The sequence below is a fragment of the Laceyella putida genome (assembly GCF_042665195.1).
GTDB classification, from domain to species: domain Bacteria; phylum Bacillota; class Bacilli; order Thermoactinomycetales; family Thermoactinomycetaceae; genus Laceyella; species Laceyella putida.
The window spans coordinates 1-17,626 of sequence record NZ_JBHTBW010000038.1 but is presented as its reverse complement, the minus strand read 5'-3'; the positions used below and the strand labels follow the sequence as shown (position 1 = coordinate 17,626).

The 17,626-nt window shown below is 44.5% G+C and carries 11 protein-coding genes and 2 pseudogenes; 5 read left to right on the top strand and 8 right to left on the bottom strand.

Annotated elements, in window-relative coordinates; genetic code table 11:
• Positions 1-63: 63 nt before the first annotated feature.
• From sbnA to ACFQNG_RS11970, 4 genes are all read right to left on the bottom strand, one after another.
• Entirely contained in the window at positions 64-1,035 is a 972-nt protein-coding gene (gene sbnA / locus ACFQNG_RS11985) for a 2,3-diaminopropionate biosynthesis protein SbnA (RefSeq protein WP_379865295.1), read from the bottom strand.
• Positions 1,036-1,058: 23 nt separating this feature from the next.
• On the bottom strand, positions 1,059-1,829 hold the full coding sequence (locus ACFQNG_RS11980; RefSeq protein ID WP_379865293.1) for a ParB N-terminal domain-containing protein: 771 nt from the start codon (positions 1,827-1,829) through the stop codon (positions 1,059-1,061).
• A 20-nt stretch (positions 1,830-1,849) separates the two neighbouring features.
• Positions 1,850-3,082 (bottom strand): MDR family MFS transporter, encoded by a 1,233-nt coding sequence (locus ACFQNG_RS11975; protein ID WP_379865292.1) that lies wholly within the window; start codon positions 3,080-3,082, stop codon positions 1,850-1,852.
• Between the two features lie 321 nt (positions 3,083-3,403).
• Complete coding sequence (locus ACFQNG_RS11970; RefSeq protein WP_379865342.1) at positions 3,404-4,972, bottom strand: multicopper oxidase family protein; 1,569 nt, start codon at positions 4,970-4,972, stop codon at positions 3,404-3,406.
• 58 nt (positions 4,973-5,030) lie between these two features.
• On the opposite strand from ACFQNG_RS11970, the gene ACFQNG_RS11965 reads away from it, so the two are divergent.
• From ACFQNG_RS11965 to ACFQNG_RS11950, 4 genes are all read left to right on the top strand, one after another.
• On the top strand, positions 5,031-5,843 hold the full coding sequence (locus ACFQNG_RS11965) for a response regulator transcription factor (RefSeq protein WP_379865291.1): 813 nt from the start codon (positions 5,031-5,033) through the stop codon (positions 5,841-5,843).
• Positions 5,844-5,846: 3 nt separating this feature from the next.
• On the top strand, positions 5,847-7,235 hold the full coding sequence (locus tag ACFQNG_RS11960) for a sensor histidine kinase (RefSeq protein WP_379865290.1): 1,389 nt from the start codon (positions 5,847-5,849) through the stop codon (positions 7,233-7,235).
• A 3-nt stretch (positions 7,236-7,238) separates the two neighbouring features.
• Positions 7,239-7,526 carry a hypothetical protein gene (locus ACFQNG_RS11955; RefSeq protein WP_379865289.1) on the top strand — a complete coding sequence of 96 codons (288 nt, stop codon included), beginning with the start codon at positions 7,239-7,241 and terminating at the stop codon, positions 7,524-7,526.
• A gap of 235 nt (positions 7,527-7,761) precedes the next feature.
• Complete coding sequence (locus ACFQNG_RS11950; protein WP_379865288.1) at positions 7,762-8,826, top strand: zinc metalloprotease; 1,065 nt, start codon at positions 7,762-7,764, stop codon at positions 8,824-8,826.
• Between the two features lie 270 nt (positions 8,827-9,096).
• Here ACFQNG_RS11950 and ACFQNG_RS11945 read toward each other — a convergent pair whose 3' ends face one another.
• The 4 genes and pseudogenes from ACFQNG_RS11945 to ACFQNG_RS11930 form a co-directional block, all read right to left on the bottom strand.
• On the bottom strand, positions 9,097-11,031 hold the full coding sequence (locus ACFQNG_RS11945; RefSeq protein WP_379865287.1) for a TOMM precursor leader peptide-binding protein: 1,935 nt from the start codon (positions 11,029-11,031) through the stop codon (positions 9,097-9,099).
• A pseudogene (locus tag ACFQNG_RS11940) lies at positions 11,028-12,984 on the bottom strand (putative thiazole-containing bacteriocin maturation protein). The gene ACFQNG_RS11945 and the pseudogene ACFQNG_RS11940 overlap by 4 nt, the downstream one beginning before the upstream one ends.
• A gap of 1,310 nt (positions 12,985-14,294) precedes the next feature.
• Entirely contained in the window at positions 14,295-15,578 is a 1,284-nt protein-coding gene (locus ACFQNG_RS11935; RefSeq protein WP_379865285.1) for an IS110 family RNA-guided transposase, read from the bottom strand.
• A 29-nt stretch (positions 15,579-15,607) separates the two neighbouring features.
• Positions 15,608-16,561: pseudogene (locus ACFQNG_RS11930) on the bottom strand (IS4 family transposase); the annotation flags it as partial.
• A 140-nt stretch (positions 16,562-16,701) separates the two neighbouring features.
• On the opposite strand from ACFQNG_RS11930, the gene ACFQNG_RS11925 reads away from it, so the two are divergent.
• Positions 16,702-17,499 (top strand): hypothetical protein, encoded by a 798-nt coding sequence (locus ACFQNG_RS11925; RefSeq protein ID WP_379865283.1) that lies wholly within the window; start codon positions 16,702-16,704, stop codon positions 17,497-17,499.
• Positions 17,500-17,626 lie beyond the last annotated feature (127 nt).

Sequence of the window (17,626 nt, the reverse complement as noted above, 5' to 3'; positions counted from 1 at the left end):
AATGAAAAAAGTGGCCCTCCCTTGGAAGGCCACATGGTTAACCATTTTATTGGCAAATTCACTTCACATCAACTTTGCCAGCCACTGGTCATCATAAACCATATCGATATATCGATCTCCCCTATCCGGAAAAACTGTTACAATATTGCAATTCCCTTCCAATGTAGGAACCAATTTTTTAATCGCCGCAATCACGGAACCCGAAGATCCACCGGCAAAGATCCCTTCCTTTTCCAACAGCTCCCGACACCCCATGGCAGATTCGGCATCATTCACATAAATCACCTCATCCACTTCCGTTGGATTAAGAAGTTCCGGCACCCGACTGGAACCGATTCCCGGAATTTCCCTTGAGGCTGGCGGAGCCCCAAAAATGATCGAACCCACCGCATCCACCGCAATCACTTTTATATCGGGGTATTGTGCCCGCAACCTTCTGGATGTCCCCATGATGCAACCTGTCGTGCTGACTGGGGCAACCAGGATATCCGCCTTCTCACCGCTCGTGATTAATTGCTGGACCATCTCTTCACCTGTTCCGTGGTAATGCGCTTTCCAGTTGTTTTCATTTGCGTACTGGTTAATCCAAACACTGTTGGGAACCATCTCAAGCAGTTCTTGAACCTTTCTGATTCTGGTCTTGAGATAACCCCCTTGGTCATCGGGCTCGTCTACCATCACGACATTGGCTCCCAAACTCTTGATCATCTTCAAATTGGTTGGCGAAATCTTGGGATCCACAACGGAAGTGAAAGAGAGATTGTAATACCGAGCCAACATGGCCAGCGCAATTCCCAAATTACCGGAAGTACTTTCGATCAGATGGGTATTCGGTTTGATGACTCCCTCTTTCATGCCTTGTTCGATAAAGTACCGTGCCGGGCGATCTTTCATGCTACCTCCTGGATTCATGAACTCCAGCTTCGCCATGACCTTTATATTGTGAGTCGAAAACAACTTCTCCAACTGCACCATCGGTGTGTTGCCGATACAATCCTTAATTGAACCTTGGATACTCTTCGTCGCAGTAAGCATTTTTCCAACTCTCCCTTTCGGTTTTATACTTCACAAAGATAGATGCTTTCTGAATAAAACCGTAATTGCTCAGCCCATTTTTCACACAATTGGTTCCACTCTTTCAGGTCAACCTCTCGAGACTCAAGCAAACGGATGGGAATTCTCAGATTTAATAAACGCCCTTCCACCATACAACGGGTAACGCCTGCAGGAACTTTATGTCCGGTCATTACGATGTCTTTTAAATCTTCCAATGTACAAGTTGGATATTGCAACAAGATCATCCCTGGTTCTGGATATAAGCGGCTTCCCTTTGGAAATCGCCTCACTGGATAATCCTTGTTATAGGCATCCACGATATGATGCCACATCTTTAGCCGCTCCATTGGGTCTGTCTGCTCGCCATTCAAATAAACAAATTTGGGCGCCCCATCAGCGTCCACCACTTTTGCTAGCAATGCAGCGTCATTGGAGAAAACCGATGTCCATAATAATGAAGGATGTTGGCTAAGACCCTGTAACCATGTTCCCGCCGGAATCATATGATCCCATGAGCCAATGTCCACTTGTGAGGGGTCCACGATTTGCAGCGGTATTCGCTTACATCCCAATCTCTTCAATGCACCCGTTCGATGGGCTCCATCCAGAATCAGGTAATCCGAATTTTCCAATCGAATGGCCAACAACGGATTGCGCAAGACCCCTTCCTTGGCAATCGCCTGTACTGTTCGGCCCAATCTTACGGATTCCGTCGGTTCGTGCAAGCGAATCCGTTCCACATCAACCAGTTTTAACGAAGAAAGGATATCCATTTTAAAACCCACACTCCTGATTAAATATGATCTGAACGAAACCCATGAAATTTGGCAAGCAGTTGCGCCGTTCTTCTTTTTTGCTGGGTATATTTCAATCGAACCGCGCCCATGATCGGGAACAGTGTGAGAATGCTTAGAGTAAGCCAAAAGGTTTGCGGTTGATTGATATCCACAAAGAAATCATGCAACACCCCACCCAAAAAATTACCGAGTGACCCGCCTATGGCCATTGCCATATTCGAAAATCCAAAATAAGCCGCCAATGATTCTTTGGGTGCGATATTGGCCACATAACTTTGAAAAGATGGAAGCAACATCATGCTCCCAAGTGAAATAGCGGCCAATGTTAGCAGAACCGTCCACGAACTGGACACGAACCCCAGAAACATGAGTGTCACACCCAAAAACACATAGGCTATGCTGAAAATTCGTTTCAGGCTTTTATTGTCTGTGTAAACAGATACAGGCCACTGAAACAGGATGATCATGATCGTGACAAAGGAGAAAATCCAACCCGACGAACCCGTTGTTTGATTTGCCACCATCGGCAAAGTCAAGTAAAGTTGCTGGTAAATAAAATGAAAGGGCATCAAGCTGATCACAATCAGCATGAATTGCTTTTGTCGAAAGATCAGGCCACTTTCCTGGATCCACGAGCGACTCGCTTTCGGCGCGGGGGGATTGGGAAGAAGCAAGACAACAAAGCCCATCGCCCCAAAAATGGCTCCCGATATGATACACAAAAGCAGAAATTGATCTTCTTGAAAATAAAGCCCCGCCAGGGGCCCCAACACCGATCCGGCGTTTTCAATGATGTTCAATGCGGAAAACGCCTCTTTTTGGCGGTCGGGAGGAGTGAAGTAGGTAACCAATGCCTTTAAAGCCGGACTGAACATCGCGCCGCCAATCCCACTCAGTGACGCCGCAATGAGAATAGAAGTGGGGTCAGCGGTTAAACCCATCCATGCAAAACCGACTCCCCTCACAATGAAACCCAAGACAGCAATCGGCTTATAACCGAAACGATCAGCCAAAAAACCTCCCGCCATCATCAACCCTTGCTGACTGATAATGCGCACGGCAAGAATGACACCTACAAAAGCAACGGAAAATCCCAACGAATGGCTAAAGTAGGTCGAGATAAAAGGGACAAACATAAAGAAGGTAAAAAAAGCGAGAAATTGGATGAAGAGAATCAACCAAGTTCCCATCCCAAACCGATAAGAAGACAATAAGTTTTGTAAGCGCATGTCTTCCACCTTCAATAATTTTTTTTGTTTTTTTAATCCGAACACGGTGAATATACTAACGAAAAAATGTGGTGAATTTATGTTGAAACACTGAAGGTCTACAAAAGACACATTTCTGCAAATTTTTCAGGCTCGAAACACGCATAAACATATCATTCTATATCCGAAAAATTAATCAGACCAATTAAAATAAATAATTGTATCTTAACAATAACTAATCATTACAACCCATTTAACAAAGCACTTCATAGCGCCACTCCAGGACATGACAATGGCCCTATAGCATCGGTTGCCACAGGGCCATCGTGATCGATTCGATTATCACTCAGAAATGTTTTTCGCTTTAGGATCTGGCTTGAATGAGGAATATCCTTCATATTTAACAGTGGTAGCCATGCCGGCCGCCGCATGATGCAGATCGTGGCAATGGAACATCCAATCGCCCGGGTTATCTGCCGTGAAACTAATCTCATAGGATTCACCAGAACGCACGTTTAACGTATCTTTCATAATCGGTGAACCGGTTAACGGTTTACCGTTTTTACTTATCACTTGGAAAAAGTGACCGTGGAGATGCATCGGATGATCCTGTTTCCCTGTATTCGTAAGGGTAAGCTTTATCTTATCGCCCTGTTTTACCATAAACGGCTTGGCTGTTTTGAATGTATTGCCATTGATCGTAAAAATCTCGTTCATGTTGTTATCTGTTTTTTCTCCAAGGTCTACCTGATACTCTTTATCGAAGGAGCCGTTTGTTTCAGCTACCTTTTCCCCATAACTTGTAATATCCAATACGGGTAATTCCTGTCCTTCATTCGCTTTATCTTGATTAGAAGAGCTTTCTTCATATTGAATAAACGTCTTCATGTCTTTCGTGCCTTCCATCTTGCCATGACATTCAATCAACCATTTACCTGTTTGGTCGGCTTTGAATTCAAACTCATACCGTTCCCCTGGCGCGATGGCGATCAATTGATCTTTGAACTCTTGCGGTTTGTTAATGGGCTGCCCATCCATGTTTGTCACTTTCACTGAATGACCATGAATATGGATTTGATGCGTCATAAACCCGGCATTCACCAGCCGCAGCTTGACCAAATCCCCTTTTTTCACCATAAGAGGCTCTGTTTCCGGAGACGCTTTGCCATTAATGGTAAAGGTTTTGTAATCTTTCATATGATCCATATTCATACCCTGCATATTGCCGTGCGCGGAATGATCCATATTCATATCACTGTCATTTGAATTCATCGACGAGTGCGACGAGTGATCCATGCCACCGCTGTTATCATGTGATCCGTTCCCGCCTTCCGCTTCAGGATCTTTCCACTCGTCAAACACCAGCGTATAATCGCGGTTGTATTTCACTTTCTCATCTTTTGGTTCCACAATGACAGTTCCGTATAATCCCTTGTCCACTTGTTCTGCACTGTTTTGATGCGAATGGTACCAGTAAGTTCCCGGCACCGTTGCCTCAAATTCATACACAAATTCTTTGCCCGGTTCAACTGCGTTTTGCGTCAAACCTGCAACCCCATCCATTTTGTTAGGCACGGGTAACCCATGCCAATGAATCGTGACCGGTTCCGGCAATTTATTTTTTAGCTTAACTTTAACCATTTCCCCTTGCTTTACCCGGATGGTAGGACCGGGATTCATTCCATCATAAGCCCATATGTTCCACTTCTTGTCTCCTTTTAACTGAACCATCCCTTGTTGAGCCGTTATCTCAAACATATCCCCATTTTTCTTAGCAAAAACGGGCTGAGCGCCCGTTTTTTGTATATTGGGTTCCATTGAACCCGTATGATTCTGGTGGGGGTTACTTTTATTTGAACAGGCAGCTAAGAAAAACACAGCTGCTACAAGAATGATTAACATTCGTTTCATTTTTTTGTCCCCTTTCACACACTACCACTCAGCCCATCGAGGAATACGTGAGTGTTTGATGCTTATTTTTTATTTCATTCTAATGCCAAATTGTGAAGAATTATTGTTGACTCCTGACCTACACAAAATTATCACTATTACAGGTTATGATAAGCACGAAAAGAGAAATGAAAGCGAGACGATGGATATGACGAAACCTTCTATTCTAATCGTTGATGATGAGGAACACATGATTGATTTGCTAACCAGGATATTAAAAGACGAATTTAACGTTACCGCTGCTACCGACGGGAAGATGGCACTGGGATTGCTCAAGCAGAAGCACTTCGACTTGTGTCTCCTTGACATCATGATGCCTTCGATGAACGGCTGGGACTTATTAAAACAAATGAAACATGAAAAAATAGAAACTGCTGTCATTTATGTTTCCGCTCGTGCTGAGGTGGAGGATCGGGTAGAAGGCTTGGAATTGGGTGCGGATGACTACATCACCAAACCTTTTGATCCAACAGAAGTGGTTGCGCGTGTCAAATCCGTTCTTCGTCGTACAGCCAAGCGAACACAGTCAGATCAATTGTATTTTGAGGGCATACGTATTGATTTATCCCGTAGGGAAGTATGGGTAAATGAAAAAGAACTGAAACTCACTCCTACTGAATTTGATTTGCTTATCACACTAGCCGTTCACCCCAAACAAGCATTTTCACGGGATCAATTGCTGGAAAAAGTATGGGGCTTTGACTTTTGCGGAGATACTCGAACAGTAGACACCCATATAAAAAACTTGCGAATTAAATTTCGACAGGCTGGGCTTCAAGGGGATCCACTTCAAACTGTATGGGGATTTGGCTATAAGTGGGGAGTTTTGTAATCAATGAAACGAATTGCTACAAAATGGATGGTCACCCTTCTCTTTGTCATGATTATTGGACTCGGTTTATTGGGTTTTTCCATTCATCATGTCATTACACAGCACTATCGCTCTTATATAGAGCAATCCTTGTATAATCGAACCGAATCTTATGCCAACATTTTAAGTCATGATTTTGAAACCAAGACATTGCAACACGTAGCCGGAATGGAAAAAGGCCCCTCGACAGGCGTAGCTGTGTTCTCCCCAACAGGTAACCTCCTCATTCATTCCGGTTTGGTCATAAATAATGAAGTTCTTCAAGCAACCAAAAAGTGGTTGCAGGAAAAGAACAAATCCCAAAAAATAAAACATGCGGTGTTATCCCTTAAACAACAGGGAATCATTATGGCCAAAAGCCCCATCAACAAAAACAAAAAGGTGTTGGGAACCGTAATTATAGTGACCAATCAATCATGGCTTGAAACCACCCTTAGTGAGTTTGAGTCTACCATTGAATTGGCTAGTGCCGGAGCTCTTTTGGTGGCCGCAGGCTTTGGACTACTGTTATCCCGACGAATCGTTCGCCCCATCCTTAACATGCGTAAAACGGCCGAACAACTGGCCAAAGGGAATTATCAAACACGAGTCGCTGTTACAGGACAAGACGAATTGGCTTCTTTAGGAAAACAAATGAATCGACTGGCGGAAAGTTTGTCATATTACCAGTCCTCCCGGCGTGAATTTCTATCCCATGTCGCACACGAACTGCGTACACCATTAACTTATGTTAAAGGCTATGCAGCACTGCTAGCGCGAACGGCAAAAGATGAAGAAGAAAAAAACCTCACCCATATTATTTTTGAACAATCCAACCGGTTAGAACGAATCGTTGATGATCTCGTCACATTAAGTCGTCTTGATGAGGGCCAAATCAAGTTACATCCAGAAAAAACGGAACTCGGATTATTGCTTAACAAAATCGTTGAAGAGATGAAACCCCGTGCAAAAGAGTTGGACATCGAACTGAACCTTCATGTTAAAGAGTCCATTGATATTTTTGTGGATATCCATCGTTTTCACCAAATTATCATGAATCTCATCGATAACGCCTTACGTTACTCAAAAAAAGGAACAATCGTTACCATTTCTACTTTTAAAGATCGTAAACATGCAACAATTCAAGTAAAAGATCAAGGGATTGGTATGACACCAGAACAATTGGATCGAATTTGGGAAAGGTTTTACAGGGTTGAAAAATCACGTTCGCGTCAATATGGGGGAAGTGGGCTTGGACTGTCCATTGTCAAGCATTTAGTAGAACTGCATCATGGAACCATTGATGTTCACAGTGTTCCAGAGAAAGGTACAACCTTTATCATCAAATTTCCCATTACAAAAAAGGATGAGTAAATTATGCGCAGCTGGGATATTTGGCTTGCCGTTTTATTATTAACGATTGGTGGCACTTGTTTATTGGTCTCTACATCCATGCCATTTGGAACCATTGGGCCTTTTTGGCATCGATTGATTCATATCGCCGAAATTATACTTTTAATTTTTATAGGCTGTTGTTTATTATGGGTATATTTAAAAGGGCTAAAGAAAAAACGTGCTTCAAAGTGCGCCTCTTGCCGTTATCCATTAGATTCGGAGTGGCTTTATTGTCCTAAATGCGGTACACAAAAACAGGCCGGGAATTAACCCGGCTTATCTTTTTTTGATAAGCATTTCCTCGGTGAAAAAATAACATCTCATCATCTTTATACATATTAGTAGCTTTCTGCTAATTACACTGAGAATTTATATTTTTAATTTCTTCACTTTTTCTTCACAAATTCATGATAACATTATTACAAAACTCAATATTCTTATTTATATAAATATTGAGTTTTGTAATATTTTTCTAACTATATAACAACAGGAGGGTTTAAACATCATGATTCGTAAGATTTCTTTTCTTACCGTAGCTGTGACGTTGCTGTCCGTATGGGTACTGAGCACTGGCGTTTCGGCACATCCATGGGGAGGCGGAACATACGGTTATCATTGGAACAGATATGGCACTCCTACCATCGGGATTTATAACACCTCTACATCAGGAAGATATTACAACACATCAGAAGCAGCAAGAGCAGACTGGGATAGCAAAACCATCCTCAGCCTCCCCAATCGAAGCTACCACACCGATGTTCATGTCTTCAATGCAAATTCCGGAGCGACGGGCTGGGCTGGGCTTGCTTCCATTGAATCTTGGGAAAATTCGAGCCTAGGCCATATCGGACATGCTCACGCTCAGGCAAACAATTATTACACTGATTCATACTCGGACAATGATCTGCGCGGCGTTTATTGCCAGGAAATCGGACATGCTTTTGGTTTGGATCATAGCAATACCGGTGATTGCATGGGAGCCGGCTATTACAATAATGCCTATACCGTCGGATCACACAATGTCAGCGATATCTATAACACATACAGCACCAACCATCATGGCAGTTTATCTAAAAACACCGCTGCACCAGTGGATTCCACTGCACCAACTGCCATCGCCGTTTGGGCTAATCAACCACAAACCATGAATGAATTAAAAGCATTGTCAAACGTTATTGCCTTCGGTAAGGTTACCAAGATAGAAAAAGGTCAAGACATTGTTCATAACCTGAAAGGCGAATCGGAAGCTTATCGTATTCCCACGCAAATCATCACGTTCGAAATCACAAAGTCTATGAAAGGATTGAAAGCAGGTCAACAAGTGAAAGTCTTCAAAACAGGGGACAACAACTTCCGTATAGCCGAAGATCCATCTTATGAAGTGGGCAAGGATTATCTATTGTTCTTGCAAAAACGTCCAGGTAACGATCAATATCTCGTAGTAGCTCCTGAGGGCCGCTACTCTGTTGTAAGCGGAAAATTGGAAGCGGCTACTAGCAAGAAGTTAGGGAAAAAGTATAAAGGATTCACTACACAATCAATGATCCAAGAAATCCAAAGCGCAAAATAATCACACATAAAGTGTGGGATTCAAGAGAGGGAACCTCCCTCTCTTTTCCTGTGCTCACTTTTCATCTTCTAAAATTTGCACTACAACCACCATGCTTCTAACAATGTAAGCTCCCCTCCAATCGCCGACAAGGGCGATAGAAACCGATTGGGATTTGGATTAGGCTCGTTTTCCCTTTTGAAGTAATCTTATAGATCTCATCACACGTGTTCAAAATGCAAATGGTGCAGAAACGCTTCTAGACTCAACCTTCTCCCTCCCAGTCATTGCCTATGGAAATGGATGGGGATGTGGATTGAGCTGTTCAAGCGTAAGGGGTTGCTCCACATACCCCAGTTCTACCGGCACCTTAAGCACCCTCTCCAGCCCCACTAGACGGGTGAGATGATATCCGAATGTTATCGGCAACATCCCCGGAATCAACACTTTCACGCAGTGCAGCCCGTTTCGTTCCGGTGCCGTCTGGTTCACCACAATCACATCGAGGTTCAATTGGCGGAACACCTGAAGAATATCCTTCAAGTCATCAGTCAGGTCCGCATGTCTCTCTTTCCACTTGAATTCCTCGTCAAACGTGCGCAAGGGACGATGTTCATCAAGTAAAAAACGTAGACGCTCTTCTGCTAGTGGCAAACTGTACAGCATCGAATGATCCTCCATCTGTTGCACAAGGAACGGATCATCCAACATTTGCAAACACTTCTCCCGATTCGCCTCATTCTGGTCAAGCATCAGCATCGTACTAGACAACTCATGAACCGCGCTTTTTACGGCCCGTATCGGGTCCAGGTGAGCGCCTGCCGCACAGATAAGGTTGGCTCCCTTTCGTCTTCTGTTTTTCGCCATCGCCCAAACGCTTGGAATACCATTCTCCATCGTCGTGTTAAACAAATGCAGGTCATATCCCGCTACCTCCCGCAAACGATCGACCATCAACCGCAATTCTAAGTCATCTGCAGAGTAAGGGTCAACGTGCGGAACCGGTAATTGGGCATACCAAGTCATCAGAAATGAATCTCGTTCTACTACTTCCAAAATGCCGTGGAAAATGGCTTCCTCCAAACTTCCGCCTACCGCGCATCCATTGGAAGTATCGTAGACGAAGTCATCCCCACTACCCATGCCATAATAGGCGAGCACACGCGGAACTAGAATCGGCCGCTCCTCTAAAAATGAATACCCCCATACCCAATCCATGGGCCGATCAGGATCAAACGGTTTAAACGGAAAACCGGGCCGTGCATACTGTTCCTTCGAATACAATCCCACCTTGACGGGGTTGAGCGCTTGATCCGCCAGATTGCGGAAACAGTCGTGAATCACCGTCCGTTTGCCACGGGGTACCAGGCCGCAGTAACGCTCCAGCCCTTCCAAAATAGCCGCCAACTCGCTTTCTGCATAGGAATGGGCCCGCCCCCCTACTCCCACATCCTCCGTAAACGTTGGCAAATTCACACCCGCCGCAGCAAAAAGTGATCCGAGATCATGCATTTTCCCATTCAAAATACCTAGCCGATAATCCAAATAATCTTTGATCAAAACTTCTTTCAGGTCATCCATCGGACGGCAGCGGTAACTGTCAACGTTAATCTTCGGGCTTGGTTTAAGCGAAATTGAGGCTGCTATCGGTGAATCATCGGGTAATCGACCACAGACCGAACACAGCGGATCAGGCAGAAAGAAGTGACGTGAGCTCTTCAACGTCCTCAAGTTGGTCAAAAACACCCGTCCTTCCAACTGGGCGGGCCTGCCTTGCAACACCCTCTGCGTCTCTGCCACAATCAAGTGAGCCAACTGCAACAGTCCTGTGCGCGATGCCCAAGTGTCACGTGTCATTCCCCCTTGCGCTGCCAGTCTTCGTTGCAGCTCCCGCATCTCCTTGCGGTCCAATCCCGCCATAAGGTGTCGCATATCGGCACATTGGGAGCATCCCGGCTCACCCGCACGAACCAGCGGCCCAACCACGCCCTCGCCAAAGGAAACAAAGCCCCGCAGCCAAGGGATGCCAGCTGCTTGCAACACTTCTTCCGCCTCATGATAAACGGAGGGATGCCACGCGTCGTGCAACACCAGAGCCAAATCCGCCGTTTCCGGTACTCCTGCCTTCAAATCGGTCTGTCGAATGATTTGGTAGTGGTCGAACAGTTCCCCGTATACCAAACCAGCTAACAACCCTTCTCCGACGATCACCACGACAGCGCTCACTGAGATTCCTCCTCCCGCAACAACACGCCAAACACGCCTGCCAGATCCTCTTTCATAAACGGTTCCAGCGCCAGATCGAAGACCGAGAACCGCTTACGGTTCCTTTTCAAGATCTGTATGGCGGACTGCAAGACCTCCAATTGTGCATTCCCTTCAGACCCGGGAATCATAAGTTTTTGTGGTTCCTTTTCTGCCAGAAGCACAGACGAAACCTCTAACACTTGCGGTGCAGGGCATGCCGCTTGGTTTTGTTCCCTCAACAAAGCCTGTTGCAACGCCTTCCTGAGCGCCATGGTCACATTCAAGCCTACACTGCCATACCAGCGGTCGCCCGTACCCACACCACTGGGAAGCCTAGCAAATCCTCTCCCAAGCCGATCATCGGTGTCCCTCGCATCGTGGTCAATGCCCGCAAATAAAACCGGCAACGTTCATCTTCTACTGCACTCAACCGCACCAGAAAGACCAGAGGCTGCTGATCCACCTGCTGTTTACCCAGCTTCTCGGCCAAACACTTTTGCAACCCACGACATAAGCCTTCAGCAACCGTTTCCCCTGCTCCGACACCGACAAATCCCTGCTGTTCGATTATACTTCCCTCTATTTCCTGCAATGAAAGATGTGTCTTATCAAGTTGGCTGACCATACGCGATACATAAGCTTCAATCCCAACCAGCCCCGCTTCCCGCCGCGCTTCCTCATGCGTCATACCCGCACAAACCATATCAGGCAACAGTTCGACTGGTCCTTCCGACAACGGGTCGGCCACTTGAACACGGCACTGAGCCAACGGAAGCTGTTTCAAATCTCCCTCCTCCCATTGATGAAATATCCCTGATTCAACCGAAGTCAATCGGCTGAAGTAACGAAGCAATCCACTCGACTTACTTTTGCGTAAATCCCGTTCCAGTAACGGTTGAAGATCTTGAATCCATTCGGTTGCCACAGACCCTGTCACCAGCGGATGGGGCATAAACGAATGCCAGCTTCCTTCCAACGTTTCCAGATTGAGCAGGAAGAATTGGTTTCTCTGTTCCGACTCGGCCACGCCTGTAACCGTTTTTAACAATTCAAACACGATCACATTCGCCAACATCGCTCCTGCTGTGGAAGAGAAAGGGTGCAACTGCGGGTCTTTGCAAAGCGCAGATCGGTGGATGCGACGCCACGCCGACTCCCAACATGCATTAGAATCCGGATGCACCATCGGGCCAGCCAGACCCACTTGCTGCACAACCATAGCAGGGAGAAACACTTTCTGCTCCTCTCTACACACCGTATGGAGAACACGCAATTCTTCGACATCGCCCTCCTGTGATACATACAAAACCCAATCAAACGGCTGAACAACCTCTCTCCAGAAACTCATTCCTTCCTTCTGCAGGATGATCTCCTCTAACGCAACCTCGGGATCCGTATTCCGGGCATACGCCTCTAATTCCAACAATCGCTGTCGATTGGTTGACTCCAAGTCCGTAATCAACACATGAAACTTGGGCAATCCGGTTTCCAACAAGGCTGAAACCAGCGAAATAAGTAAGAACCCGGACCCGCCAGCACTTTGGCTTGACGATAGGACTGAAATCGGTAAGCTCCTGAGCCACCCAAACTATCCAAAAATTCAATCTGGGAAGCCGCCTGTTTGAGCACCTCATCCGGCAATTGATGCGGACGGTCTTGGCTCACATCCCGAACAAAGCCATTTTGGTACAACATTTCCGCTATTTCATAGACCCGGTCTTGGTATGGAGCCGGTAAGCCATCTGTCAATTCCTCCAACGTATATTCCCCGTTGAACACCGGCATCAGTTTTTCGATCCACTGATCGATCATCCTGCCTTCTATTCGGAACGAACACAAGTTGTTTCGAAAATACATACCGCCGTTTGAATCAGGAAAAAAAAGCGTATCTCTTTTCAGCTTCAAACGCATAGAAGGGGTCAAATGGGTCATTCTGCTCCTCCTAACCATGAACCATTCTCAATATCTGTACATCTATATTCACTGTTCAATTTTATGTACAGCTACTTGTCCTTTTGCTCATTATGTAGAAGGCCCACTGCAAAACCAATCACTCGTTTATGCAGGGGCCATCGCCTCTACTTAAGTAACCACCATTTCCGTTCACACTATCTTCTTTGCCAGCTACAGTTTTGCCAGTGGCAATGTTACCAATGACAATGTCCGTGACAGTGTTGCCAATGGCAATGCCCATGACAATGCTGCATATGACAATGACCGTGACAGTGTATATGACAATGACTATAGCAGTGTTGTGCCACATCCGGATTATTTTGTCCATGATTTTCCCAAGGTGTCGCTTTGCCTTACGTAAACTTGTCAGCACTTAACTTTTGAAGTTCTTTCTTGAAATGATCCATTTTCCAACCTCCGTTTTAAAAATGAAAAGAAGCAACAAGAACCTAGATCGTTTACTGCCTACCGAATAAATCAACAAAAAGCACCTGCCAATATCCCGATTCGACAAAATACACCTAATATTTATGAAAAAGGATCCATTATTGTTACGTGTCCAAGTAATTTTATTGGATTTTCACAAAACCAAAAGGAGTTTGCTTTTGCGGGATAGGTGACCCCAATAGGTAGCCTGTCTACTCCAATAAGTTGAACCTGAACAGCAGTTGGAATAAGAATGCGAGGGAGAAGGTAAAAAAAACAGGCTCTGCAACGTACAGGACCTTGGCAAACTTTGGTTATTACCTGATCAGTTACACTGGTTCACTTGTACATCATATATCCGCAATTAAGCCACCTGTAAATATAACAGGTGGTTCTTATTTATTCTGTTTTACATAAATTAACCAACGCTTTATATCCATCTTTTTTTATTACAGTATATGGGGCTGGAAATAAAAAAACTTGGGTCTTACTCATAAAAAATCCTCCCTCAATAAATTAAGATTTTCTCACTTAATCTCCCGTTTTCTCCATGTTTGAAAATGAAGCAAGCATTTAGAACGGATACATCTTGAATAGATGTTTATAAAAGGAATAAAGGGTTTCACTCAAATAGAGGCAAGCCTCTATTTGTAAAAATATGTGAGCGCTAGTGGATCCCCACAATGACCCAAGGGGTTTACCCTCCCATGTCTCACAGGATCAATGTCCCCACATTCCTTCGTCCTACCTACCTTGGGGTGGAGGCTGAAATAAGCTCCTTTACAGGGTCTGTGCCCAAATGGATGATGAATTAGCTCAGCTTCTCCGCGCTTCATATTTGTGAAGAGAACAAGAAAAAGAGATTAAGCTACTTCTTGTAATTGAACTTGTTGCAAAGCTCCTTGGAGCTTTGTGGCATCATAGGGGATTTGTTTGCGTCCAAGTACAAACAAAATACGAATGAGCTTACAGCATAAAGCAATCAATGACTGTTTTTTATGCAATGAGTTGTTTGAACGTCTTGTAAAATGTGCATGCAGAGCTTTAAACTCAGGGTTTTTAGCCACAAGTACCATTACACATCGAAAGAGCAATGCACGTAAGCGTGGGCGACCTCTTTTTGTAATACGGGTTCTGCCCTGGCGCTTACCAGAACTATTCTCTTTCAGGTTTAACCCCGACAACTTTTGGATTTGACGATGATGGTCATAACGCTGGAGGTCTCCGACCTCCGACAAAAAGCCTGCCACAGTTGTAAAACCTACACCAGGGATCGTGAGCATTTGCGCTGATCCTGGGATTTGATGAACAAACTCTTCGAGTTGTTCCATCAATTCATCAATCTGTGAATGTAACAACAGGTATTGCTGAAGAAGCAGTTGCAATTCTTTTCGAGCCATAGAAAGCCCTGTAGTTAAGCCTATAGAGGACTTGGCGGCTTCCAATAGCTGTGTGGCTTTTTTAATACCTACAGACCGTTTAATCTCTTGTCTCCATGCCTGGACAATTTGTTCGGCATTCATTGTTTGAACATCCGAAGGCAATGGAAAGTGCTGTAGAGAGAAAAGGGCTGCTTTTCCTTCCCAAATCTTAAAAACGTCAAGAAACTCTGGGAAGAACCGATCCAACCAATTTTGAATACGTCCTTGAACACTGGCCAAATCTTGCGTTAAACGGTCTCGTAAGTTCATGCCAACACGAATCTCGGCATAGATTCCATCAGGAATCTGCGGTTCGGAGTACCGTCCATCTTGAATTAACCTGGCAATGACATAGGCGTCTTTCACATCGTTTTTGGTTGGAGAATTGTCGTCCAGCTCTTTACTCTTCTTTACATGCATCGGGTTAACCATGACCAACTTGATGCCGTGTTTCTTGAGAAACTCGGCCAAACTCAACCAGTAATGACCTGTTGGTTCAACCCCAAACAGCACCTGCTGTTTGGCGTGCTGTTTCATCAAGGACTTGATCCAAAAAAGCAATTGACTAAACCCAGATTGAGATTGACTAAATACAATGGTCTTTCCCAATTCAACCCCGCGAAAGTCTACAGCCCTTGCAAAATGCTTATGTTTAGCAATGTCTGCGCCTACGATTAAAGTTGATTCACTGATTTGCTCAATTTTACGATTTTGCTTATACTTCATTTGGGTACCTCCTCTGCTATTTAAGGGTCCATTGACTTACTACGCTCTGAATAGGTAATTCCTTTTTTCTTTTCTTTATAGGCTTGATCTTTTCGTCTTTTCTTTACTTGCCCTTCCGTTAGTCGATACAATAGGACTCTGGCAGGTAGTTTTTTGTACCTTCCAATATATGCATTCGAGATTTCAAGCGTTTCACCAGGCTGCATCTGATTCATGATCTCTTCTAAATCAATCTGAATATATTCCGTTTGTTTCTTCATCGTTCCGTCTTGAAAATATTCAGGTTCTGGATTCTTTTTGTATATTTTGTTATTTAGTTTCAAGCGTGACACGTAAAAAACACCACGTTGATCCATCTGATCCAAGTCTTCGAGCGAAAAGTAGCCTAAATCACGTATACATAGATCACCAGGTCGAAGAGTATCTAAGCAAGTGGTACCAAAGGTCTTATCATTTTCTTTTCCAGGACCTACTTGTAGGTTTAGAAATTGACCACTATGTAGATCATATTCCAATTGGATTTTGACTCCCGCTGTGTGGCCAGAGCCACCTGCTCCAGGATAATGATCCATAAAAGAGTCAGGAATCTGAAAAATAGTGGAATCCAGAATGCGAATCCGCTGAAAGTACTCTATATACTCACTGAGAATCGTACTAGATGATGAAATCTCCGATTTCATCAAAAGAGCAAGTAATCGTTGAAGAAATCGTACAGCACCCACATTAAAACGTTGATTGAGCCCCTCAGGGCTCATCAATACTCCATTCGAAGCTTCCAGTTGACTACACAGCTTGGTTAGAGAGGCATTGGCTATGTTTCGACTCATCCAGACACATAAAGTAATCAAATCCTGAGCACCATATTTACTCGCTCTTTGTACGAAGCCAGTCTCTTTTGCCAGCTGTTCAAGAGCAGCGGTGGATAGATATCTTCGTAGCTCTTCGGCATATAGACGTAGCTCTTGCTGAATGAGGACATTCACTATAAAACGCCATCCTTTCCCATATTCCTATAGAAAGAATAGCGCTTTTTTCTAATGTTGTGGGTATTCTATTTTCTTAACTTGATGGGATGTGGCGGTACCCCTACCAAATCAATAGAAACAAGAAAGGAACTTAGGACATGACCGTCATGCATCAAATCAAAAAATGGTACTACTCTTTCCAGAACAGATGGAATGAAGAAAGAATGCAACAAATCATTAACTTAATTCAGAACTTGTCTGAGCAAGATGTCCTTACTTTAGCTAGAGAGTCGTTTCAATTAGAAGATGACATGTTGGTAAGTGAAATATTTGAAATTATCGCCTTCACACACCCAAACATTCCCCGGCTACACCAGGAATTGATAGATGTTAAATGTTTTTATCCACATGTCATGTTTCGCAATGCCAGTACAGAAACTCGAGAACAGCTGATAGATCTTCTACTCAACGGTGAACTTGATTCCACTCAAACTCATCATCTCATGTGCACACTAGCCTGGATCGGAGATAAACGAGTCATTAAACTTTACCATGACTGGTGGCAGCAAGCTCCCATACAGATCCAAGGAGATACCTTGACTCGTGAAGATTTATCCTGGAAGCTGAAACTCGCAGGATGGCAGTTGAATACGAATGGAGAGCGACAAAACCTTGTTTGGGAAGAACACTATAAAGCCATCTCTGCTCCGTCTGCAGAAGTAGTCAGCGAAGAGAAATGTTCATGCTGTAACGAGCCACTAATCATTTTGTTCGATTTCGACTTAAGCCTCCCTAGTGCTGAGTTTCTCCAATTTCCAGGAGAACGTCTGCGCATCGCTACCTGCTTCCAATGCGGCTTCGACGAGGTATTTACAATCGTCGACGGTTTTGGCAACGTCAAATGGAGTGATGTTAACCAGAACCCCGAAACAAACAAAATACTGTTATCACGCTGAGGAATTTACTCAGTGGTATCGCTCTGCAGGTTTCCGTCCACTCACCTTCGGTCCACCAGAGCCTAGGGCGTGTCTGGTGAATCCATCATGATTTCCTGTTAGAATGTTCATAACAACAAAAGCAAGG